This is a genomic window from Streptomyces sp. NPDC046860 (assembly GCF_040645115.1).
In the GTDB taxonomy this organism is placed as follows: domain Bacteria; phylum Actinomycetota; class Actinomycetes; order Streptomycetales; family Streptomycetaceae; genus Streptomyces.
In genome coordinates this window covers 625206-646974 of the sequence record NZ_JBEYXQ010000001.1, presented here as the reverse complement: position 1 = coordinate 646974, position 21769 = coordinate 625206, and the positions used below count along the sequence as shown (strand labels likewise).

Here is a 21769-nt window from a genome sequence, read left to right as displayed (position 1 = left end):
TCGCTCAGCGTCGCTCGGGCTTCGCGCTGCGCGACATCAGCTCCTTCAGAGCGACCACCGGCGGCTTGGCGTCGTGGACGATACCGACGACCGTCTCGGTGATCGGCATGTCGACGCCGTGCCTGCGGGCCAGATCCAGCACGGATTCGCTGGACTTGACGCCCTCGGCGGTCTGCTTGGTGACCGCGATGGTCTCCTCGAGCGTCATCCCCTTGCCGAGGTTGGTGCCGAAGGTGTGGTTGCGCGACAGCGGCGAGGAGCAGGTCGCCACCAGGTCGCCGAGTCCGGCGAGACCGGAGAAGGTCAGCGGGTCGGCGCCCAGCGCCATGCCGAGCCGGGTGGTCTCGGCGAGGCCGCGTGTGATGAGCGAGCCCTTGGCGTTGTCGCCCAGGCCCATGCCGTCCGCGATGCCGACGGCGAGACCGATGACGTTCTTGACCGCGCCGCCGAGTTCGCAGCCGATGACGTCGGTGTTGGTGTACGGCCGGAAGTACGGGGTGTGGCAGGCGGCCTGGAGCCGCTGGGCGACCGCCTCGTCGGTGCAGGCGACCACGGCGGCGGCGGGCATCCGGGCGGCGATCTCACGGGCCAGGTTGGGCCCGGTGACCACGGCGATCCGGTCGGGGCCGACCTTGGCGACGTCCTCGATGACCTCGCTCATCCGCATGGCGGAGCCGAGTTCGACGCCCTTCATCAGGGAGACGAGCACGGTGTGCGGGGCGAGCAGCGGGGACCAGTCGGCGAGGTTGGCGCGCAGCGTCTGGGAGGGGATCGCCAGGACGGTGAAGTCGGCGTCCCGCAGCGCCTCGGCGGCGTCCGAGGTGGCGCGCACGCCCGCCGGGAGTTCGACGCCGGGCAGGTAGCCGGGGTTGGTGCGCGTGGAGTTGACCGTGTCGGCCACGTCGGCGCGGCGGGCCCAGAGGGTCACCTCGCAGCCCGCGTCGGCGAGGACCACGGCGAACGCGGTGCCCCAGGAGCCGGTGCCCATGACGGCGACCCGGACAGGCGTGCTCACTTGCCGCTTCCCCCTTCGGTGGCGGTGGGCGTGGCCTCGCCGGCGGGCGCGGGCACCGTGTCCTGGCCCTGGCCGGACTGGGCGCGGGTGCGGCGGCGCTGCTCGATCCGCTCGCGGCGCGGGTCGTAGGGCACGGCCGGTGCCTTCTCGCCGCGGATCTCCTCCAGCTGGCGGGTGACGGCCGCCATGATCACCTCGGTGGCCTCCCTGAGGACTTCGGCGGTCATCTCCTGGCCGTAGAACCGGGAGAGGTCCACCGGCGGGCCGGCGAGCACGTGGTGGGTCTTGCGCGGGAGGAGGCGGGGCTTCTTCGCGTAGGGAGGCAGGAGTTCGTTGACGCCCCACTGGGCGACCGGCACGACGGGGCACTTGGTCTGCAGGGCCACGCGGGCGGCGCCGGTCTTGGCCGTCATGGGCCAGCCGTCGGGGTCGCGGGTCAGGGTGCCCTCGGGGTAGAAGGCGACGCACTCGCCCTGCTCCACCGCCTCGATCGCGGCGCGGAACGCGCTGAGCGCGTCGGTGCTCTCGCGGTAGACGGGGATCTGGCCGGTACCGCGCATCACGGCGCCGACGAATCCCTTCTTGAAAAGGCCGCTCTTCGCGAGGAATCGCGGAACCCGTCCGGTGTTGTACTGATAGTGCGCGTACGCGAAGGGGTCCACGTGGGAATTGTGGTTCACCGCGGTGATAAATCCGCCGTCGGCCGGAATGTGCTCCATTCCTCGCCAGTCCCGCTTGATCAGAACCGCCAGCGGCGGTTTGCAGATCACCGCGGCGAAGCGGTACCAGAAGCCGATTCTGCGGCGGGACACGCGGACACCTTCCTCCATGGCCTCTGAGGGCCTTCACCTCGGCCGGGGGCCGCACAAGTGTGACTCCGGGCCGCCGGTCTGTCGAGAACACCGTACGCCCGCATGTCCACGGCGACCGCCCCCGGACGGCCCTTCACAGCATTCCCCCACACCCCGGGGCGGCTCGGGAGACCTGGTGGGAGCGGGTGACAATGAGCGCGAGCAGAGAGGGAGGGTACGCCGGTGCAGTGGAGCTTGGTCATCCCCCTGAAGCCCTTGGCGCGGGCGAAAAGCAGGCTCGCGGACGCCGTCGCCGAGGGGGCGCGGCCGGGGCTGGTGCTGGCGTTCGCGCAGGACACGGTCGCCGCCGCGCTGGAGTGTCCCGGGGTCGCGGATGTGGCGGTCGTCACGGACGACCCGGTGGCCGGGCGGGCGCTGGCCGCGCTGGGCGCGCTGATCGTGCCGGACGAGCCGGGCGGCGGGCTGAACGCCGCGCTCACGCACGGGGCCTCGGTGGTGCGCGCGGGCCGGCCGGAGGCGGCCGTCGCCGCGCTCAACGCGGATCTGCCCGCGCTGCGTCCGGCGGAACTGGCGGATGTCCTTTCCGCGGCCGCCGAATTCCCGCGCGCATTCCTCGCGGACGCGGCGGCATTCGGCACGACCCTGCTCGCCGCCGTTTCCGGCCGGGAACTCGCCCCGGCTTTCGGGGGCGCCTCACGTGCCCGGCACCGCGCCTCGGGCGCGGCGGAACTGGCTCCGGGGAGCGTGGAATCGGTGCGGCAGGACGTGGACACGGGCGACGATCTGCGGGCGGCGCTGGCTCTGGGCGTGGGCCCGCGCACGGCGGCGGCGTGCGCGCGGTGGGCGGCTCCGGTGCCCTTGTCCGGGCAGTAGGCTGCGGACATGCAGGCCACCGCTTACACCTACGACCCCGAGACCCGCAGCGGGCAGGTGCTGCTCGACGACGGCACTCCGGTGCCCTTCGACGCGGCCGCCTTCGACGCGGGCGGCCTGCGGCTGCTGCGTCCCGGTCAGCGGGTGCGGATCGAGACCGACGGCCGGGGTGCGGGTCTGCGCATCACCCTGGTGACCCTCCAGACCTTCTGAACGGGCCCTGAACGGCTTTTCGACGCACCGCGGGCCGGACTCCCCGGGGGAGTCCGGCCCGGCGCGTGTGTGCCCTGGTGGACCGATGTGCCGTGGAAGGCCGTGCCGCTAGCGGGCGCTGGTCTTCTTGGCGGTGGTCTTGCGTGCCGTGGACTTCTTGGCGGGCGCCTTCTTGGCGGTGACCTTCTTCGCGGGCGCCTTCTTGGCCGTGGTCTTCTTCGCGGCCGCGGTCTTGGACGCCGTCGTGGTCTTCTTCGCCGGAGCCTTCTTCGCCGTGGTCTTCTTGGCGGCGGCGGTGGTCTTCTTCGCCGGAGCCGCCTTCTTGGCGGTGGTCTTCTTCGCGGCGGCCTTGGTGGCCTTCTTGGCCGCGGCCTTCTTCACGGTCGCGGAGGCGCCACCGGTCAGGCTGCCCTTGGGCGCCTTCTTCACGGAGACCTCGCCACCACGGGGAAGCTTCTTCGAACCGCTCACCAGGTCCTTGAAGCCCTGTCCGGCGCGGAAACGCGGGACCGACGTCTTCTTGACCCGAACCCGCTCGCCCGTCTGGGGGTTACGGGCGTAGCGGGCGGGGCGGTCCACCTTCTCGAAGGACCCGAAGCCGGTGACCGAGACCCGGTCGCCCGCGACGACGGCGCGGACGATGGCGTCCAGGACCGCGTCGACAGCATCGGCGGCCTGCTGGCGGCCGCCCACCTTGTCGGCAATCGCTTCTACGAGCTGCGCCTTGTTCACGTCTTCCCCTTCGGAGACATCGCCAGAACGAAAGTGTTCAAGCTTTTTCGCACGTTAGGCAGATATATACCGCAAATCAAACACGAAACGGGCTTCTCACCCTTGTGCCGCATCGGTTTCGACGGCTCGGACTGTTCAGCGGTCCTCTTCGGGCATCCGGCCCGCTTCGAGGTCCGCGGTGAATCGTTCGAGACGCGTTGCCGCACCGGCGAGATCGTGTTTGGCCACGGCCGTAATGACCAGCAGCTTCCGGGTCAGCGCCATCCGTACGCCCTCCGGGACTTGCAGTGCGCGCACGGTCGCGTGCGCTTCCTTGAGCTGGTCCGCGACCGCCGCATAGAGCTGGAGTTGGCCGTCGTGTTCCATGCACAGATTGTGCCATCTGGGGCGAGTTGTCGCCTGCGCAGGGGGCAACTGCCGCCTCCGCGCGCCGTTTCGGGGCGTCCCGCGGGGACTTCCGGACGGACCCCGGTGACCTGCAACTTCGTTGCTGTGAACGGGAGTTGGGGTGCGCATGCGAGGCGCTCCGGACCGTCCGGGTCCGGACATGCGCGTACCCCCAATCGTGGCGATCGGGGGTACGCGGCGGCCGTCGAGGTGGCCGAAACCTTATGGGTGCGAGCGGTTGCTCAGATTGTCAGCGTCCGGGGCTTGTGGGCCGGGCGGGCGCTCTCGTAGGCGGCGATGGAGTCTTCGTCGCGCAGGGTGATGGAGATGTCGTCCAGGCCGTTCAGCAGCCGCCAGCGGGAGTTCTCGTCCAGCTCGAAGGGGGCGGTGACGCCCTCGGCGCGGACCTCGCGGGCCTCCAGGTCGACCGTGATCTCGGCCGCGGGGTCGCGCTCGGTCAGCTCCCACAGCGCGTTGACGGTCTTCTGCTCCAGCACCACCGTGAGCAGGCCGTTCTTCAGCGAGTTGCCCCGGAAGATGTCGGCGAAGCGGGCGGAGATCACGGCCTTGAAACCGTAGTTCTGCAGCGCCCAGACGGCGTGCTCGCGGGATGAGCCGGTGCCGAAGTCGGGTCCGGCGACCAGGACCGTGGCGCCCTGCCGCTCGGGCCGGTTGAGGACGAAGGTCTCGTCCCCCCGCCACGCCTCGAAGAGCCCGTCCTCGAAGCCGTCGCGGGTGACCTTCTTGAGCCAGTGGGCGGGGATGATCTGGTCGGTGTCGACGTTGCTGCGGCGCAGCGGCACGGCCCGGCCGGTGTGGGTGGTGAAGGCTTCCATCGTTATCGCACTCCAGCGGGCACGTGGGTGTCGGACAGGTCGGCGGGCGAGCCGAGGTGGCCGAGGACGGCGGTGGCGGCGGCGACCTGCGGCGACACCAGGTGGGTGCGGCCGCCCTTGCCCTGCCTGCCCTCGAAGTTGCGGTTGGAGGTGGAGGCGGAACGCTCCCCCGGCGCGAGCTGGTCGGGGTTCATGCCCAGACACATCGAGCAGCCCGCGTACCGCCATTCGGCGCCGGCCTCCTTGAAGACCACGTCCAGGCCCTCGGAGACGGCCTGGAGACCGACCCGCGCGGAGCCGGGGACGACCAGCATCCGTACGCCGTCGGCGACTTTGCGGCTCTTCAGGATCTCGGCGACGGAGCGCAGGTCCTCGATGCGGCCGTTGGTGCAGGAGCCTACGAAGACGGTGTCGACCCGGATGTCGCGCAGCGGCTGCCCGGCCTCCAACCCCATGTACTCCAGGGCCTTTTCGGCGGCGAACCGCTCCGATGCGTCTTCGTACGAAGCCGGGTCGGGGACGTGCGACGAAAGCGGCGCGCCCTGGCCGGGGTTGGTGCCCCAGGTGACGAACGGGGACAGCTCGGCGGCGTCGATGACGACCTCGGCGTCGAAGACGGCGTCGTCGTCGGAGCGCAGGGTCTTCCAGTACGCGACCGCCTCGTCCCACTCCGCGCCCTCGGGGGCGTGCGGGCGGTCCTTCAGGTAGGCGAAGGTGGTCTCGTCCGGGGCGATCATGCCCGCGCGGGCGCCGGCCTCGATGGACATGTTGCAGATGGTCATCCGCGCCTCCATCGAGAGCTTCTCGACGGCCGGGCCGCGGTACTCCAGGACATAGCCCTGGCCGCCGCCGGTGCCGATCCGGGCGATGATCGCCAGGATCAGGTCCTTGGCGCTGACCCCCTCGGGCAGTTCGCCCTCGACGGTGATGGCCATGGTCTTCGGGCGGGTCATCGGCAGCGTCTGGGTGGCGAGCACGTGCTCGACCTGGGAGGTCCCGATACCGAAGGCGAGCGCGCCGAACGCGCCGTGCGTGGAGGTGTGGGAGTCGCCGCAGACCACGGTGGTGCCGGGCTGGGTCAGTCCGAGCTGCGGGCCCACCACGTGGACCACGCCCTGCTCGACGTCGCCCAGCGGGTGCAGCCGCACCCCGAACTCCGCGCAGTTCGCCCGCAGCGTCTCCAGCTGCGCGCGGGAGACCGGGTCGGCGATGGGCTTGTCGATGTCGAGGGTCGGGGTGTTGTGATCCTCGGTCGCGATGGTGAGGTCGAGGCGGCGGACCGCGCGGCCGCTCTTGCGGAGGCCGTCGAACGCCTGCGGGCTGGTCACCTCGTGCAGCAGGTGCAGATCGATGTAGAGGAGGTCGGGCTCGCCCTCGGCGCGCCGGACGACATGGTCGTCCCAGACCTTCTCCGCGAGTGTCCTACCCATCGCTTTCCCTCCGGCCGGCCACGCTCTCGCCGGCGCATCTAGAGATCTTGAGGAAGTGGCGCCCCCGCCGTGATACCGGGGCGGGCGGGCGTCCGACACCGGACCCGCCGTGCGCGGGCCTCCGTGTGCTTCAAGAGTGGCGCGTTCCGGAGAAAATTGAACTTGCGTTTCACAGAGTGAGACGGGAGTATCGTTGCATGGACAACAGTAGCGGCGTCGGCGTTCTGGACAAGGCGGCCCTTGTCCTCAGCGCTCTGGAGTCCGGTCCGGCCACCCTCGCGGGTCTGGTCGGGGCCACCGGACTGGCACGACCCACGGCCCACCGGCTGGCCGTGGCCCTGGAACACCACCGGCTGGTGGCGCGCGACATGCAGGGCAGGTTCATCCTGGGCCCGCGCCTGTCGGAGCTGGCCGCGGCGGCCGGCGAGGACCGCCTGCTGGCGACGGCCGGCCCGGTGCTCACACACCTGCGGGACGTGACGGGCGAGAGCGCGCAGCTCTACCGGCGCCAGGGCGACATGCGGATCTGTGTGGCGGCCGCCGAGCGGCTGTCCGGACTGCGGGACACGGTGCCGGTGGGCTCGACCCTCACGATGAAGGCCGGCTCCTCGGCGCAGATCCTCATGGCCTGGGAGGAGCCCGAGCGGCTGCACCGGGGTCTTCAGGGGGCGCGCTTCACGGCGACGGCGCTGTCCGGGGTGCGCCGCCGGGGCTGGGCCCAGTCCATCGGCGAGCGGGAGCCGGGCGTGGCCTCGGTCTCGGCGCCGGTGCGCGGGCCGTCCAACCGTGTGGTGGCCGCCGTCTCGGTCTCCGGGCCGATCGAGCGGCTCACCCGGCACCCGGGCCGGATGCACGCCCAGGCGGTGATCGACGCGGCGGCCCGGCTCTCGGAGGCGCTGCGCCGCTCCGGCTGAGCCGGTCCGGATCTTCTCCTTCGCTCCACGCTCACACCGGGCGGGGGCGGGCCTCAACGCCGCGGCCCGTCCCCGCCCGACTGTTGTGCACGCACCTCAACGGCGGCCCGCCGCAAGGGCCTTGGGCCGACGGGGTCTTCGGCACCCGGAAAACAGCGAAGGCCCCTCGCTTGCGCGAGGAGCCTTCTTTCTGTACCCCCGACCGGATTCGAACCGGCGCTACCGCCTTGAGAGGGCGGCGTGCTAGGCCGCTACACAACGGGGGCCTGGACACTGCGTTTCCGCAGGTCCGAGCTGGTCTACCTGGACTCGAACCAAGACTAACTGAACCAGAATCAGTCGTGCTGCCAATTACACCATAGACCAATGATGGTTTAGACCAGTCAGTACCCCCGACCGGATTCGAACCGGCGCTACCGCCTTGAGAGGGCGGCGTGCTAGGCCGCTACACAACGGGGGCCCTAGCGATTCCGAGTGATCGGAACCAGTACCCCCGACCGGATTCGAACCGGCGCTACTGCCTTGAGAGGGCAGCGTGCTAGGCCGCTACACAACGGGGGCTCGCGGACATGATCCGCGGGTGCAGATGAGCTCTGCGAGCTGGCCTACCTGGACTCGAACCAAGACTAACTGAACCAGAATCAGTCGTGCTGCCAATTACACCATAGGCCACTGGAACGCAAGCCCCTGAAGGGGATCTTGTTCTAGCAGATGCGCCTGGGTCCCGGCCTTTCGGCCCGTTCCCTCGGCGCAGGAAGAACATTACCCGAAGGTGGACGGGGCTCCAAAACGGCTATCGGCACGCACCAGCGCCGGGAGTTCGGCGAGGCTGGTGATCCGGTGCGCCGGGCCCGTCCGGGCAGCCCGCGCGTGCGGACCGCCGCGGTCGATCCACACCGACATCATCCCGGCCTCCGCCGCGCCCCGCCCGTCGATCTCCGGGTGGTCCCCGACGTACGCCACCTCGTGCGGCGGCAGCCCCAGCCCCTCGCAGGCGGCCAGGAAGGCACCGGCGGCCGGCTTGGAGACGCCCAGCTCGACGGCGCACAGGACGCTCTCGAAGCGGTCGCGCAGCCCCAGGGTGCGCAGCTTGTGCTCCTGGACGGTCAGGCTGGAGTTGGAGAGCACGGCGTGCCGGTGCCCGGGAAGGGCGTCCAGGGCGGGCACCACGTCCGGGAAGACGCTCCAGGCCTCCTGGTAGTGCCCGACGTACCGCAGAAACCATTCCTCAGCTTCGCCGTCGCTCAGCTCGGCCCCCAGGAAGGCCCGCACGCGGTCGAGGCGCTGCCCCTGAAAAGAGGTCTCCCCGGACGCGTGGCGCGCCCAGTGCGTCTCGGTCACCGACCGCCACAGCGCGAGCGCCTGCTCCGGCGTGGAGAAGCGCGCGAGCAGCCCCTCCGCCAGGAGATGCGCCCGCATGCCCTCACGGTCGGCGGTGGTGTAGTCGAAAAGGGTGTCGTCCACGTCCCAGACCACGGCTCGGATGCTCATGAGCCGACGGTAACGGGAAGCGGCCCGCGAGGCAGGGGGCGCGAACGCCGAGGGGCGGCATCCGGTGGCCGGATGCCGCCCCTGGCGGTGTGGCTTTCGTTACGCCGCGAGCCTCGCGAGGGCCGCGTCGATGCGGGCGAGGGTCTTCTCCTGGCCGAGCACCTCAAGGGACTCGAACAGGGGCAGGCCCACCGTGCGGCCGGTGACCGCCACGCGGACCGGGGCCTGGGCCTTGCCGAGCTTGAGGCCGTGGGCCTCGCCGGCGGCCAGGACGGCGTCCTTGAGGGATTCGGCCGAGCTCCAGTCGGCGGCCGCGAGCTTCTCGCGGGCGGTGCGCAGGAGCGCGTCCGAGCCTTCCTTCATCGCCTTGGTCCAGCTCGCCTCGTCGAAGACCGGCTCCGGCAGGAACAGGAAGTCGACGTTGTCGGTGATCTCGGAGAGCACCTTGAGGCGGGTCTGGGCGTGCGGGGCGATCGCCTGCCACTTCGCCTCGTCGAAGTCCCCGGGCGCCCAGGGGGCGACGGGGGCCTTCAGCCAGGGCTCGCAGCGCTCGGTGAAGTCCTTCACGTCGAGCAGGCGGATGTGGTCGGCGTTGATCGCCTCGCACTTCTTCAGGTCGAAGCGCGCCGGGTTGGGGTTCACGTCCGAGATCTCGAAGGCCGCGACCATCTCCTCGATCGAGAAGATGTCCTGGTCCGCCGAGAACGACCAGCCCAGCAGGGACAGGTAGTTGAGCAGACCCTCGGGCAGGAAGCCGCGCTCGCGGTAGAGGTTGAGGGACGACTCGGGGTCGCGCTTGGAGAGCTTCTTGTTGCCCTCGCCCATCACGTACGGCAGGTGACCGAAGGCCGGGATGCGCTGGGCGATGCCCAGCTCCATCAGCGCCTTGTACAGGGCGATCTGGCGCGGGGTGGAGGAGAGCAGGTCCTCGCCGCGCAGGACGTGGGTGATGTCCATCAGCGCGTCGTCGACCGGGTTGACCAGGGTGTACAGCGGGGCGCCGTTGGCGCGCACGATGCCGTAGTCCGGGACGTTCTCGGGAAGGTAGGTGATCTCGCCGCGCACCAGGTCGTCGAAGGTGATCGCCTCGTCCGGCATCCGGAAGCGGACGATCGGCTCGCGGCCCTGCGCCTTGTACTCCTCGGCCTGCGCCTCGCTCAGGTCGCGGCAGTGGCCGTCGTAGCCGGAGGGCTTGCCGGCGGCGCGGGCGGCCTCGCGGCGGGTGTCCAGCTCGTCCTGGGAGCAGTAGCAGCGGTAGGCGTGCCCGGCGTCCAGGAGCTTGCTCGCGACGTCCTTGTAGATGTCCATCCGCTGCGACTGGCGGTACGGCGCGTGCGGGCCGCCGACCTCGGGGCCCTCGTCCCAGTCGAAGCCGAGCCAGCGCATGGAGTCCAGCAACTGGTCGTACGACTCCTCGGAGTCGCGGGCCGCGTCGGTGTCCTCGATGCGGAAGACCAGGGTGCCCTGGTTGTGCCGGGCGAACGCCCAGTTGAACAGGGCGGTGCGCACCAGGCCCACATGGGGGTTGCCGGTGGGCGACGGGCAGAAACGGACACGGACTGCTGAGGAGGGTGCGCTAGCCACGCTTGACAACCTTGTTGGTGAGAGTGCCGATGCCTTCGATGGTGACGGCGACCTCGTCGCCGACGCTCATGGAGCCGACACCCGCGGGAGTGCCGGTGAGGATGACGTCGCCGGGGAGCAGCGTCATCGCCTCGGAGATGTTGACGATCAGGTCCTCGATGGGGTGGACCATCTCGCTGGTGCGCCCGAGCTGGCGCTGTTCGCCGTTCAGGGTGAGCTGGACGGTCAGGTCGTTCGCGCGGGCGAGGTCGATGTCCGTCTCCACCCACGGGCCGAGCGGGCAGGAGGTGTCGAAGCCCTTGGCGCGGGCCCACTGCTTCTCGGTGCGCTGCACGTCGCGGGCGGTGACGTCGTTGGCGCAGGTGTAGCCGAAGATGACGTCCTTGACGCGCTCGCGCGGGACCTCGCGGCACATGCGGCCGATGACGACGGCCAGCTCGGCCTCGAAGTGCAGTTCCTTGGTGAAGGACGGGTACTGGATCTCGTCGCCGGGGCCGATCACCGAGGTGGAGGGCTTGAAGAAGGCGAACGGGACGTCGGGCACCTCGCTGCCCAGTTCCCTGGCGTGCTCGGCGTAGTTGCGGCCGAAGGCCACGACCTTGTTGGGGAGCACCGGCGGGAGCAGCCTGACCTTGCTGAGGGGCACCTTGGTGCCGGACAGCTCGTGGTCGGCGAAGGGGATGCCCTTGATGATGTCGAGGACGAGCTCGTCCTGCTTGTCGCCCTCGACCGCGCCGAAGGCTACGTTCCCGTCGATGGAGAACCTGGCGATGCGCACGGGATTCTGGCGCCTCTCACTGAGAACCGGCGTACTGACGTCCCAGGTTAACCGGTCCGCGCGCCCCGTGTTCGGCCGGTGGTTATCCGGCGCGGGATAGCGGACGCCATTAATTACGGGTTTCCGGGGCCCCGGGCGGCCGCCCGGCGGGCTGTGGGGCCTTGCCCTGGCGGGCCGGGCGGCCGGTGGCGGGCGGGCCCGCGCATTCACGGCTATTGCCGGAGGCCGGTGCGGGGAAATCCGCCGGGCGGCGTGGTGGGCGCGGGCCGGTATTCAGGAGGGGCGGGATATCGCTCGGCCGCCGCATATATCGGGTGCGGGCGGGGGAAAAGCGAGCGCGGCCCGGTGGGCCGTCACGGGTGGACGGTCCGCCGGGCCGCGCTCGCGCGGGCCTGGTGCGCTCAGACGCCGGCCTCGACCACGGCGGAGGCCGGGAGCTCCATGAGGATGGTGCGCCGGGGGTTGGCGGTGCGGTCGGGGAGGTCGGCGGGGTGCTCGGGCAGCTCGGCGATCCGCAGTTCGCCGACGTCCTTGAGGTGTGCCAGCGTCGTGCGCCGCGGGTTCGCCGTCGTCTGGAACATCATCGTCGTCTTCACCGTTGTCGTCCTGTGGCCTCGTCGATCGGGTGGGAATGGGCAGAGCCGCCCATCCTGTAAAGCGTCAGGCTAAACATGCGAATCCCCGTCACAGACGTGAACCACCCATGATCGCTGTGTGAGTTTGCTCACTGTTCGCCACGCAAAAGGGTCAATCCCGACCCTCGACTCCCCGTAATGAAACGGACATTGGGGATCTGAACCCATCATTCCGCTCCTGATCATGGCGACTGGGACACCGCCCGAACGGCCCGCACAGGCGATCGACTCGCCGGAATTGCCCGCCTATACGGGTGATCCACCTCGACCCGTCGTGACTCCGGCGTCACTCGCCGTCACGTAGGTCACAGCTCGGGGTCCGTCCCTTGTTGGAGATCCGGCACTGTGCTGGAATGCCGAGGACCGCCGCAGGATCGAGCCGGCGCAGGGGGCGCGACGCCGCGCCGAGTGGCGGTGAGACAGGGGGGAATCCAGCGCCGGTCACTCAAGACCACACGGGGGGCGTATTCAGGGCGCCCTTCAGACGCCGACACCGTGTCCCGCCGTTCATCCGGAGGGGCGCCTGGTCCAGAGGTTGCGACGCTAGTGCAGGGACGTTTCAAGAGGGATGGCAGCGCTTCGGCCGAGCCGGAGCCGCACGGCGGGACTGCCCCCAAGGCCGGCGGCTCCTCGCACCAGCACGCCCCGGGCGCGGGCAAGGCACCGGCCGGTGACGGCGGCGAGCGCGCAGGACGCCCCGGCACGTCCGCTCCGGCGGGCCCGACCGGTTCCGTGACCGCGACGCCGGGCGCGAAGTCCGCGAAGAGCACGCCCAGCACCGGCTCCCGGATGGCGCTGCGCAACTGGCGCATCTCCACCCGCCTGGTGTCGCTGCTCGCGCTTCCGGTCGTCGCGGCCACCACGCTCGGTGGCCTGCGCATCGGCGACTCGATGGACGACATCAAGCAGCTCGACAACATGAAGCTGCTGACCGAGATGACCCAGCGCGCGACCGAGCTGGCCGCCGCCCTCCAGGAGGAGCGCGACCAGTCCGCCGGTCCCCTGGCGCACGGTCTCAAGTCGTCCGACTACACGGTCAAGGGCTACCGCGACAAGACGGACAACGCGAAGAAGACCTTCGAGGACTCCGCCGAGCAGATCGACGCGGCGAGCAAGGACGGCAACCTCCAGGGCGTCCGCGACACCCTGGTCGGCCTCGTCTCCCAGCTCGACGCCCTCGGCAAGATCCGCCGGGACGCGTACGGCTCCGAGGGCAACTCGACGCAGACCGTCGAGGCGTACCACCGGCTGATCACCCAGCTGATCGACCTCTCCCAGGACATGGCCGAGGCGTCCAGCAACCCCGAGATGATCCAGCGCACCCGCGCCCTGGCCGCGTTCTCCACGGCCAAGGAGTACGCGTCGGTGCAGCGAGCCGTCATCGCGGCCGCCCTGCCCGCGAGCAACGCCACCAAGGGCGACCTGTCGACCAACGACCGCCTCTACGGTGAGGCCGCGTACGACAGCGAGGGCTCCGAGCTCAACATCTTCCGCAAGGTCTACGCGAACCAGGGCGCCGAGGAGATCCTCAAGCCCATCGACGAGAACAACCCGACGATCCAGGCGGCCGACCTCTACGCCAAGCGGGTCTTCGAGTCCCGTGACGGTCTGGCGGGACAGCAGGCGCGTTCGTACCTGGACTGGGTGGACGACAGCTCCACCAAGATCCAGCAGATGAAGAAGATCGAGCACGAGCTGCTCGACAGCATGGAGCAGAAGGCCCGCGAGCTGAAGGCGACCTCCGAGCAGGAGGCGATCATCTCGGGTGTGCTGATCCTGCTCGTGCTCGGCGTCTCGCTGGTCGGCGCCTTCGTCGTGGCCCGGTCCATGATCCGCTCGCTGCGCCGGCTCCAGGACACCGCCACCAAGGTCGCCCAGGACCGTCTGCCCGAGCTGGTCAAGCAGCTCTCCGAGTCCGACCCGCAGGACGTCGACACCTCCGTGGAGTCGGTCGGTGTGCACTCGCGGGACGAGATCGGCCAGGTGGCCGCGGCCTTCGACGAGGTGCACCACGAGGCGGTCCGTCTGGCCGCCGAGCAGGCGCTGCTGCGAGGCAACGTCAACGCGATGTTCACCAACCTCTCGCGCCGCTCCCAGGGCCTGATCCAGCGTCAGCTCTCGCTCATCTCCGAACTGGAGTCCCGCGAGGCCGACCCGGACCAGCTCTCCTCGCTGTTCAAGCTCGACCACCTCGCCACCCGCATGCGCCGTAACGGCGAGAACCTCCTCGTCCTCGCCGGTGAGGAGCCGGGCCGCCGCTGGACCCGCCCGGTCCCGCTGGTCGACGTGCTCCGCGCCGCCGCCTCCGAGGTGGAGCAGTACGAGCGCATCGAGCTGGCGTCCGTGCCCACCACCGAGGTCGCCGGCCGCGTCGTCAACGACCTCGTGCACCTGCTCGCCGAGCTGCTGGAGAACGCCACCTCGTTCTCCTCCCCGCAGACCAAGGTCAAGGTCACCGGTCACGCGCTGCCCGACGGCCGCGTGCTGATCGAGATCCACGACACCGGTATCGGCCTCTCCCCCGAGGACCTCGCCGCGATCAACGAGCGCCTCGCCGCGCCGCCCACCGTGGACGTGTCGGTCTCGCGCCGCATGGGTCTGTTCGTGGTCGGCCGTCTGTCGCAGCGTCACGGCATCCGCATCCAGCTCCGCCCGTCCGACTCCGGTGGTACGACCGCGCTGGTCATGCTGCCCGTCGATGTCGCCCAGGGCGGCAAGAAGCCCGCTCCGGGCAAGGGCAACGGCCCCGGCGCCGGTGGCGGTCCCGCCGCCGCGCAGGCCGCGGCCGGTGCCGCGGCGGCTCGCCGGAACAACGGCGGCGGTGGCGGTGGCGGTGCCCTCGGCGGTGCCCCGGCCGGTGGCGGACGCCTGACCGGCGGCCCCGGCCAGCGCGGCCAGGTCGGCTCCGGCCAGGGTCCGCGTGCCGCGCTTCCCGGCACCGGGCAGAACGGCGGCCGCCCCGGCGGCCCCGGTGGCGCCCGCGGCCCGCAGGGTCCCGGTGCCTTCCAGCAGAACCAGCAGCAGAACCGCACCGCCCCCATGGGCGCCGGCCAGGGCGGCCCGGCCGGCCAGGCTCCGGGTGCCCCGCAGGGCATGCACACCGCGAGCCCCGGCGGCCAGCAGCAGGACGCCTTCGGCGGCCGCGGGCCCGCGCAGCAGCAGCGCGGCGGTGCCGGCGGCGAGCAGGGGCGGCAGCCGCAGCTCCCGCCGCGCGGCGGCCCGCGTGCCGAACTGCCCGGCGGCAACCCGCAGTCGCGTGCCTCGCTGGACGTGCCGCGCGGTCACGACGAGCAGGACCTCTCGCAGACCTCGCGCATGCCGCGCATCGACGACCGGCACGGCATGGGCGGCACCGCCGAGATGCCCCGCGTCGACGCGCACGACCCGTCCGCCACGGGCGGCTTCCCCCGCCAGGACCTTTACGGCGGCGAACAGCAGCAGGGCGGTCAGTTCGCCCGGCCGGGTGCGGGCGGTGCCCAGAACACGGGCCAGTTCCAGCGTCCCGGCGCGAACGACCAGCAGAACATGGGCCAGTACCAGCAGCCCGGCGCCCAGCAGAGCGGTTACGGCCGCCAGCAGCAGGGCGGCGACGAGTACACCCGCCCCGACCTGTTCGGCGGACCGCAGGGCCAGCAGGCTCAGCAGAACACCGGCCGCTTCCCGGTCCAGCAGGGCTACGACGCGTACCAGGGCGGCAACACCGGCCAGCACGCGCTGCCCGCCAGTCCGGCGCAGCAGCACAACGGCGGCCGGCCCGCTCAGGACCCGGCCCACACCGGCCAGTTCGAGCAGCAGCGTCCCGCCGCCCCGCAGCGGCAGGCCCGTCAGCCCCAGGGCGACAACTGGGCCCTGCCGCCGGCTCCGGCCGGCACGCCGGGCGACGGCCGCACCCCGCTGTACGACACGCTGGAGACCAACTGGTTCCAGCAGGAGCAGCAGCAGGCGGAGCAGACCCAGGCCCAGGCCCCTCAGCAGCCGCAGGCGCAGGCCCCCACGCCCGCCCCGCAGCAGTCCTCGTCCACCACCGGCACGTGGCGCACCTCCCCGAACGACGAACTCGTCCGGCAGGCGGAGCGCGTACGACAGCCCGCGGCGGGCGGAGTCACCACCTCCGGTCTGCCGCGCCGTGTGCCCAAGGCGAACCTCGTCCCGGGCACGGCACAGCAGCAACAGCACCACAGCGGTCCGCAGGTCTCCCGTGCGCCTGACGACGTACGCGGCCGGCTGACCAATCTCCGTCGGGGTATCGCTCAGGGCCGTCAGGCCGGGGGCGGCCAGACCGGCAGCTTCCCGAGCCCCACTCACCAGCAGGAGCGTTAGTTGAGTCCGATGAGCCAGGCGGCACAGAACCTGAACTGGTTGATCACCAACTTCGTGGACAACACCCCAGGGGTGTCGCACACGGTGGTGGTCTCCGCCGACGGCCTTCTGCTGGCGATGTCCGAAGGCTTCCCGCGCGACCGCGCCGACCAGCTCGCGGCGGTCGCCTCCGGGCTGACCTCTCTCACGGCCGGGGCATCCCGGATCTTCGAGGGCGGCAGCGTGGCGCAGACCGTCGTCGAGATGGAACGGGGCTTCTTGTTCCTCATGTCCGTCTCGGACGGCTCTTCCCTCGCGGTCCTCGCGCACCCCGAGTGCGACATCGGCCTCGTCGGCTACGAGATGACCCTGCTCGTCGACCGCGCGGGCGCGGTCCTCACGCCGGACCTGCGCGCCGAACTACAAGGCAGTCTGCTCCACTGACCCGTCCCCGCACCACCCACCACACGAAACAACCGTCCGGCCGCCACAATCCCCCCACCGGCCCTGTCAGACGGCACGACTGACCAACTTGCTGTCCCGCCCGGAGGATTCATGACCCCGCCCACCGCCTCTCATGATCCGTACGCGGAACCGTACGGCGATGAGGGCGACCAGCCACTGGTACGTCCGTACGCGATGACCGGTGGCCGGACCCGGCCGCGCTACCAGCTCGCCATCGAGGCGCTGATCAGCACCACGGCCGACCCGGCAGCGCTGATGGGAATGCTCCCGGAGCACCAGCGCATCTGCCACCTCTGCCGGGAGGTCAAGTCGGTCGCGGAGGTTTCCGCGCTCCTGGCCATGCCGCTCGGCGTGGCCCGCATTCTGGTGGCCGACCTCGCCGAGGCCGGCATGGTCGCCGTTCACCAGCCGGGCGGCGACGAGAACAACGGCGGCGCTCCCGATGTGACGCTGCTCGAAAGGGTGCTCAGTGGACTTCGCAAGCTCTGACTCGGGGCGGGCCACGACCTCCGCCAAGATCGTGGTGGCGGGCGGCTTCGGCGTGGGCAAGACCACGTTCGTGGGCGCCGTCTCGGAGATCAACCCCCTGCGCACCGAGGCCGTCATGACGTCCGCGTCCGCGGGCATCGACGACCTCACCCACACCGGGGACAAGACGACGACGACCGTCGCCATGGACTTCGGCCGCATCACCCTGGACCAGGACCTGATCCTGTACCTCTTCGGTACGCCGGGTCAGGACCGCTTCTGGTTCATGTGGGACGACCTGGTCCGCGGTGCCATCGGCGCGGTGGTGCTCGTGGACACGCGCCGGCTCGCCGACTGCTTCCCGGCCGTGGACTACTTCGAGAACTCGGGCCTTCCGTTCGTCGTCGCGCTCAACGGCTTCGACGGCAACCAGCCCTACAACCCCGACGAGGTCCGCGAGGCGCTCCAGATCGGACCGGACGCGCCGATCATCACCACGGACGCCCGGCACCGGTCGGACGCCAAGAGCGCGCTCATCACCCTGGTCGAGCACGCACTGATGGCACGCCTGCGGTAGGACCCCAAGTGCGATCTGCCGTAAGGCAGTTGTCGTAGCTCACCCGGAGCCGGCTGTGGCCTTAGACACGGTCGGCTCCGGTGTTCATAACAGTTCGGCAGAGGAAATCCCGCGCTTCGCCACGCGACGCGGTCGGCCGGTGCCGCTGCGCTCACAAAGTCCTTGCCATTTGCGGGGCTCGCTCGGTAATGACCCGTTTTATCTACGGCTTACAACGACACCGCCCCCGTTTGTTACTGCCCAGGTCGGCGTGCTGGAATGCCTGAACTGCCCAGGGGTCAAAGACGTACTGAGTGGTCGAAGAGGAACCGGGCTCTGAGAGACTGCGGCACGACAGGTGCCGACCCGCCGAGAGGTTGTTGGTCGAGTGAGGCGAAGCAAGAACGGTCCCGAGCCGTCGGCGCGGGGCAACTTCACCCCGCCGCCGCGCGCTGCGGCGCCCACCCCAGTGGTGGCCGGACCGGAGCCGGAGGCCGCTCCCGCGTCCAGCGGGGGCCGCTTCTCACCGCGCAACTGGCGCGTGCCGACCAGGCTGAACGCGATCCTGCTCATACCTGTGCTGGTCGCGCTCATCATGGGCGGCTTCCAGGTGAAGAACTCGATCGACACCTGGCAGGACGCCGAGGACGCGAAGGACACCGCGCGTCTGGTGCAGGCGTCCCTTTCCTACGCCGACGCGCTGTACAACGAGCGTGACATCAGCGCCGCCCCCCTGCTCAAGGGCAAGGCGGCCACGGCTCAGGACAAGGCCATGGTCGACGCCGCCCGCAAGGGCACCGACCAGGCCGCCGCGGCCTTCAGCCGCGCCGCGCAGAACATGCCGGCCAAGCCCGGCCTGGAGCGCCGGCTGAAGCTGTTCCGCGAGTCCGAGCCCTACCTGCAGGAACTGCGCGCGGGCGCCTACGGCCCGAAGTTCACCGGTGCGGGAACCGAAGAGGGTTACGTCAAGGTCGCCCACCCGCTCATGGAGTTCGCGAACGAACTCGGTCTGGGCACGGGGAACATCACGTCCTACGGCCGTACCGTGTACGCCATCTCGCTGACGAAGTCGGCGCTGTCGCTGGAGCGCGCGATCGGCATGCACATGCTGGTCAAGCCCGGTCCGGACGCGCCGAACCTGGCGAGCCAGCGGGTGGCCCTCTCCTCCTACGCCTACCTGGAGGGCATCGCCGCAGGCGAGTACCTCGGCGGTGGCACCCAGGCCGACGCGGACCGGCTGGAGCAGGAGAAGCGCGACATCCAGAACCAGGGTGCCGCGATGGTCGCCGAGGCCAAGTCGAAGGACCCCTCCTACAAGGCGCCGCCGGAAGACCCGCAGAAGATGGTCGCCGCGGTCGTCCAGCTCAACTCGACGGACCCGCTGGAGCGGCAGCAGCTCGCCGTTCAGGGCATCACTCCCGCAAACTGGTGGGCGGTCACCACGCTGAAGTTCAAGGCGTACCGCTCCATCGAGTCGGACATGATCGGCACGGCCGTGAGTGACGCCTCCGACATCGCCGACGACGCCCGCAACTCCGCGATCATCACCGGTGTCGCCGTCGTCCTGGTCCTGCTGCTGGCCTTCATCCTGGCCGGTACGGTCGCCCGTCAGATGAGCCGGTCGATGCGCCAGCTCCGCAACGCCGCGTTCGGCATCGCCGAGCAGCGTCTGCCGATGCTGGTCGACCAGCTCTCCCGTACCGACCCCGGCCGGGTCGACACCCGGGTCGCCCCGATCCCGATCCACACCAAGGACGAGATCGGCGAGGTCGCCCGCGCCTTCGACCAGGTCCACCGCGAAGCGGTCCGGCTCGCCTCCGAGCAGGCGCTGCTGCGGGGCAACATCAACGCGATCTTCACCAACCTGTCGCGCCGCAACCAGTCGCTGATCGAGGGCCAGTTGACCCTCATCACCGACCTGGAGAACAACGAGGCCGACCCGGACCAGCTGGAGAACCTCTTCAAGCTGGACCACCTGGCCACCCGTATGCGCCGCAACGGTGAGAACCTGCTGGTCCTCGCCGGTGAGGAGCCGGGCCGCCGCTGGGACCAGCCGGTCCCGCTGGTCGACGTCCTGCGCGCCGCCTCCTCCGAGGTGGAGCAGTACGAGCGCATCGAGCTGTCGGGTGTGCCGGAGGCCGAGATCCACGGCCGCGCGGTCACCGACCTCGTGCACCTGCTCGCCGAGCTGCTGGAGAACGCCACCACGTTCTCCTCCCCGCAGACCAAGGTCCGCGTCACCGCGACCCGTCTCCCCGACGGCCGCGTCATGATCGAGATCCACGACAAGGGCATCGGCCTCACCGCCGAGGACTTCGCGGACATCAACCACAAGCTGGCGAACCCGCCGACCGTGGACGCCGCGATCTCGCAGCGCATGGGTCTGTTCGTGGTCGGCCGGCTGTCCGACCGGCACGGCGTCCGTGTCCAGCTCCGCCCCTCGGGCGAGCAGGCCGGTACGACCTCCCTGGTCATGCTGCCCGACGCGATCACCCACGGTGGTGGCGGCGAGACGCAGATCGACCGCGAGGAATTCACGGTCTCGCAGATCATCCCGGAGCAGCAGTTCGCCGGTGAGTCGTTCAGCCCCCAGCCGCAGGCCGAGCCGATGCGCACGGCGGCGGAGCTGGGCTTCGACGACAGCCGCTACAACGAGGTGCCGGACGACATCCGCGGTCTGGACCCGGTCGGCCGCTCTCTGGTCCGCGAGGAGCGCCGGGCGGCCCTGGAGGCCCAGACCCACGGTCCGCAGGACGGTGTCGAGGGCGGACAGCCCGGCTACCAGGACGGCTTCGACCAGGCGCCCGGCGGCTACCCGGAGGGCGGCTCCGGCTTCCCCCAGCAGCGACAGCCGCAGGCGGACGCCTTCCAGGAGCAGCAGGCGTACCAGGAGCAGCAGCGGCCCGCCTACGACGAGCAGTACTTCGGGCAGGACGCCGCAGCGCCGCAGAACGACGGTTTCGCCGCGAACAACGGCTACCAGCAGGCCGGTTACCCCGCGCAGGGGCAGAACGGCCAGGCGGGCGACGCCTTCGGCGGCTCGTACGAGGGACAGTCCTTCCAGGACGACTGGCCCCAGCAGAACGGTTACCAGAACGGCTACCCGGCGCAGTACGCTGCGGAGTCGGAGCCGGCGCAGCAGGCGGGCCCCGGTGACCTCGGTCCCGGCGGCCAGGGCGGCTTCGAGCGTCCGGCCCCGGCCGGTCCCGCCGCCGGTCCCGCGTCCGGCGGAGTCACCAACTCGGGTCTCCCCCGACGCGGCGGCTCGAACGGCGCGGCTCCCATGGGCGGTTCCTCCACCGGACTGAACGTGAACGGTTCGGGCGGGCTGGGTTCCAGCGGTCTCACCTCGAACCAGATGAACGGTTCGGGCGGGCTGAACGGCTCCGCCGGCGCGAACGGCGCCCCGCACGGCCGCCAGGAGGCCTCGGCCCCGGCGACGACGGGCGGCACCGACGACTGGCGTTCGGCGAACGACGAGCGCTGGCAGCAGGCTTCGCAGCTGCGCAAGCCCAAGGCGGGCGGGGTCACGTCCTCCGGCCTGCCGCGGCGGGTACCCAAGGCCAACCTGGTCGAGGGCACCGCCGAGAGCACCCCTCAGGGGGGCCCACAGGTCTCCCGAGCCCCGGAGGATGTCCGGGGCAGGCTGAGCAACCTGCGTCGAGGCGTCCAGCGCGGACGCAGCGCAGGCAGTGAAACGAACGGCCAGGCCACCAACCATCAGCACGGTGGGCCTGACAGCACCTACGACCAGGAGCGTTAGTGTGAGCCCGATGAGCCAGGCGGCACAGAACCTTAACTGGTTGATCACCAACTTCGTGGACAACACTCCGGGTGTGTCCCACACCGTGGTGGTCTCCGCCGACGGACTCCTTCTGGCGATGTCCGAAGGCTTCCCGCGCGACCGCGCCGACCAGCTCGCGGCCGTCGCATCCGGTCTGACGTCTCTGACGGCAGGCGCCTCCCGCATCTTCGAGGGGGGCAGCGTGAATCAGACGGTTGTGGAGATGGAGCGGGGATTCCTCTTCATCATGTCCGTATCCGACGGTTCCTCGCTGGCGGTTCTGGCACACCCGGAGGCGGACATCGGCCTCATCGGGTACGAGATGGCCCTTCTGGTGGACCGCGCGGGCACGGTCCTGACCCCGGATCTCCGGGCGGAACTCCAGGGCAGCCTTCTCAACTAATCAGCGGACGGTGCGCGTTCGCGTCCCGGGGCCGTAAGGTTTCGGGACGCGGCTCCACAGCGATGGGTGCCCGGCACAGTCGGAGGAGGAGAAA

Annotated in this window: 19 protein-coding genes and 5 tRNA genes; 9 read left to right on the top strand and 15 right to left on the bottom strand. The window is 70.6% G+C overall.

Annotated elements, in window-relative coordinates; genetic code table 11:
- Window positions 1–4: 4 nt before the first annotated feature.
- A complete protein-coding gene (locus ABZ898_RS02865) occupies window positions 5–1015 on the bottom strand; it encodes an NAD(P)H-dependent glycerol-3-phosphate dehydrogenase (protein ID WP_361652035.1) in 1011 nt (336 codons plus the stop codon).
- Window positions 1012–1827 (bottom strand): lysophospholipid acyltransferase family protein, encoded by an 816-nt coding sequence (locus ABZ898_RS02860; RefSeq protein ID WP_361652033.1) that lies wholly within the window; start codon window positions 1825–1827, stop codon window positions 1012–1014. The genes ABZ898_RS02865 and ABZ898_RS02860 overlap by 4 nt, the downstream gene beginning before the upstream one ends.
- Before the next feature lie 222 nt (window positions 1828–2049).
- Here ABZ898_RS02860 and cofC point away from each other — a divergent pair, with 222 nt between their 5' ends.
- Entirely contained in the window at window positions 2050–2700 is a 651-nt protein-coding gene (gene cofC / locus ABZ898_RS02855; RefSeq protein ID WP_361652031.1) for a 2-phospho-L-lactate guanylyltransferase, read from the top strand.
- 9 nt (window positions 2701–2709) lie between these two features.
- Entirely contained in the window at window positions 2710–2913 is a 204-nt protein-coding gene (locus tag ABZ898_RS02850) for a hypothetical protein (protein ID WP_361652029.1), read from the top strand.
- Window positions 2914–3021: 108 nt separating this feature from the next.
- Here the strand turns inward: ABZ898_RS02850 and ABZ898_RS02845 are convergent, their stop codons facing one another.
- From ABZ898_RS02845 to leuC, 4 genes are all read right to left on the bottom strand, one after another.
- Complete coding sequence (locus tag ABZ898_RS02845) at window positions 3022–3645, bottom strand: HU family DNA-binding protein (RefSeq protein WP_361652027.1); 624 nt, start codon at window positions 3643–3645, stop codon at window positions 3022–3024.
- A 135-nt stretch (window positions 3646–3780) separates the two neighbouring features.
- Window positions 3781–4011 (bottom strand): hypothetical protein, encoded by a 231-nt coding sequence (locus tag ABZ898_RS02840; protein WP_361652025.1) that lies wholly within the window; start codon window positions 4009–4011, stop codon window positions 3781–3783.
- Between the two features lie 263 nt (window positions 4012–4274).
- On the bottom strand, window positions 4275–4868 hold the full coding sequence (gene leuD, locus ABZ898_RS02835) for a 3-isopropylmalate dehydratase small subunit (RefSeq protein ID WP_361652023.1): 594 nt from the start codon (window positions 4866–4868) through the stop codon (window positions 4275–4277).
- Window positions 4869–4870: 2 nt separating this feature from the next.
- Window positions 4871–6298, bottom strand: coding sequence for a 3-isopropylmalate dehydratase large subunit (gene leuC / locus ABZ898_RS02830; RefSeq protein WP_361652021.1), 1428 nt, complete (start codon window positions 6296–6298; stop codon window positions 4871–4873).
- Between the two features lie 197 nt (window positions 6299–6495).
- Between leuC and ndgR the strand changes: the two genes are divergently transcribed.
- Window positions 6496–7212: an IclR family transcriptional regulator NdgR gene (ndgR, locus tag ABZ898_RS02825; RefSeq protein ID WP_018544714.1), complete on the top strand. Its 717-nt coding sequence runs from the start codon at window positions 6496–6498 to the stop codon at window positions 7210–7212.
- Between the two features lie 193 nt (window positions 7213–7405).
- Here ndgR and ABZ898_RS02820 read toward each other — a convergent pair.
- The 9 genes from ABZ898_RS02820 to ABZ898_RS02780 form a co-directional block, all read right to left on the bottom strand.
- Window positions 7406–7478, bottom strand: a tRNA-Glu gene (locus ABZ898_RS02820).
- Window positions 7479–7506: 28 nt separating this feature from the next.
- Window positions 7507–7578: transfer RNA gene (locus tag ABZ898_RS02815), tRNA-Gln, on the bottom strand.
- A 21-nt stretch (window positions 7579–7599) separates the two neighbouring features.
- Window positions 7600–7672: transfer RNA gene (locus ABZ898_RS02810), tRNA-Glu, on the bottom strand.
- Window positions 7673–7700: 28 nt separating this feature from the next.
- Window positions 7701–7773 (bottom strand) — tRNA-Glu (locus tag ABZ898_RS02805).
- Window positions 7774–7812: 39 nt separating this feature from the next.
- Window positions 7813–7884 (bottom strand) — tRNA-Gln (locus tag ABZ898_RS02800).
- A gap of 90 nt (window positions 7885–7974) precedes the next feature.
- The gene (locus ABZ898_RS02795) at window positions 7975–8703 is read right to left on the bottom strand and encodes an HAD family hydrolase (RefSeq protein WP_361652018.1); all 729 of its coding nucleotides are present in this window, start codon (window positions 8701–8703) and stop codon (window positions 7975–7977) included.
- A 99-nt stretch (window positions 8704–8802) separates the two neighbouring features.
- Complete coding sequence (gene gltX / locus ABZ898_RS02790; protein ID WP_361652016.1) at window positions 8803–10287, bottom strand: glutamate--tRNA ligase; 1485 nt, start codon at window positions 10285–10287, stop codon at window positions 8803–8805.
- On the bottom strand, window positions 10280–11065 hold the full coding sequence (locus ABZ898_RS02785) for a fumarylacetoacetate hydrolase family protein (protein WP_361652014.1): 786 nt from the start codon (window positions 11063–11065) through the stop codon (window positions 10280–10282). The genes gltX and ABZ898_RS02785 overlap by 8 nt, the downstream gene beginning before the upstream one ends.
- A 401-nt stretch (window positions 11066–11466) precedes the next feature.
- Window positions 11467–11661: a hypothetical protein gene (locus ABZ898_RS02780; RefSeq protein ID WP_361652012.1), complete on the bottom strand. Its 195-nt coding sequence runs from the start codon at window positions 11659–11661 to the stop codon at window positions 11467–11469.
- Window positions 11662–12246: 585 nt separating this feature from the next.
- Between ABZ898_RS02780 and ABZ898_RS02775 the strand changes: the two genes are divergently transcribed.
- From ABZ898_RS02775 to ABZ898_RS02750, 6 genes are all read left to right on the top strand, one after another.
- On the top strand, window positions 12247–16020 hold the full coding sequence (locus ABZ898_RS02775) for a nitrate- and nitrite sensing domain-containing protein (protein WP_361652010.1): 3774 nt from the start codon (window positions 12247–12249) through the stop codon (window positions 16018–16020).
- Between the two features lie 9 nt (window positions 16021–16029).
- The gene (locus ABZ898_RS02770) at window positions 16030–16443 is read left to right on the top strand and encodes a roadblock/LC7 domain-containing protein (RefSeq protein WP_020128762.1); all 414 of its coding nucleotides are present in this window, start codon (window positions 16030–16032) and stop codon (window positions 16441–16443) included.
- Between the two features lie 111 nt (window positions 16444–16554).
- A complete protein-coding gene (locus ABZ898_RS02765; protein ID WP_161148836.1) occupies window positions 16555–16953 on the top strand; it encodes a DUF742 domain-containing protein in 399 nt (132 codons plus the stop codon).
- The gene (locus ABZ898_RS02760) at window positions 16934–17509 is read left to right on the top strand and encodes an ATP/GTP-binding protein (RefSeq protein WP_361652007.1); all 576 of its coding nucleotides are present in this window, start codon (window positions 16934–16936) and stop codon (window positions 17507–17509) included. The genes ABZ898_RS02765 and ABZ898_RS02760 overlap by 20 nt, the downstream gene beginning before the upstream one ends.
- 367 nt (window positions 17510–17876) lie before the next feature.
- Window positions 17877–21251: a nitrate- and nitrite sensing domain-containing protein gene (locus tag ABZ898_RS02755; RefSeq protein ID WP_361652005.1), complete on the top strand. Its 3375-nt coding sequence runs from the start codon at window positions 17877–17879 to the stop codon at window positions 21249–21251.
- Between the two features lie 10 nt (window positions 21252–21261).
- On the top strand, window positions 21262–21675 hold the full coding sequence (locus ABZ898_RS02750) for a roadblock/LC7 domain-containing protein (protein ID WP_005479603.1): 414 nt from the start codon (window positions 21262–21264) through the stop codon (window positions 21673–21675).
- Window positions 21676–21769 lie beyond the last annotated feature (94 nt).

Bases quoted from the DNA above. Each gene is read 5' to 3' on its own strand.
- ABZ898_RS02840 (WP_361652025.1), bottom strand. From the start codon at position 4,011: ATGGAACACGACGGCCAACTCCAGCTCTATGCGGCGGTCGCGGACCAG.
- ndgR (WP_018544714.1), top strand. From the start codon at position 6,496: ATGGACAACAGTAGCGGCGTCGGCGTTCTGGACAAGGCGGCCCTTGTC.
- ABZ898_RS02795 (WP_361652018.1), bottom strand. From the start codon at position 8,703: ATGAGCATCCGAGCCGTGGTCTGGGACGTGGACGACACCCTTTTCGAC.
- leuC (WP_361652021.1), bottom strand. From the start codon at position 6,298: ATGGGTAGGACACTCGCGGAGAAGGTCTGGGACGACCATGTCGTCCGG.
- ABZ898_RS02750 (WP_005479603.1), top strand. From the start codon at position 21,262: ATGAGCCAGGCGGCACAGAACCTTAACTGGTTGATCACCAACTTCGTG.
- ABZ898_RS02850 (WP_361652029.1), top strand. From the start codon at position 2,710: ATGCAGGCCACCGCTTACACCTACGACCCCGAGACCCGCAGCGGGCAG.
- ABZ898_RS02770 (WP_020128762.1), top strand. From the start codon at position 16,030: ATGAGCCAGGCGGCACAGAACCTGAACTGGTTGATCACCAACTTCGTG.
- leuD (WP_361652023.1), bottom strand. From the start codon at position 4,868: ATGGAAGCCTTCACCACCCACACCGGCCGGGCCGTGCCGCTGCGCCGC.
- ABZ898_RS02765 (WP_161148836.1), top strand. From the start codon at position 16,555: ATGACCCCGCCCACCGCCTCTCATGATCCGTACGCGGAACCGTACGGC.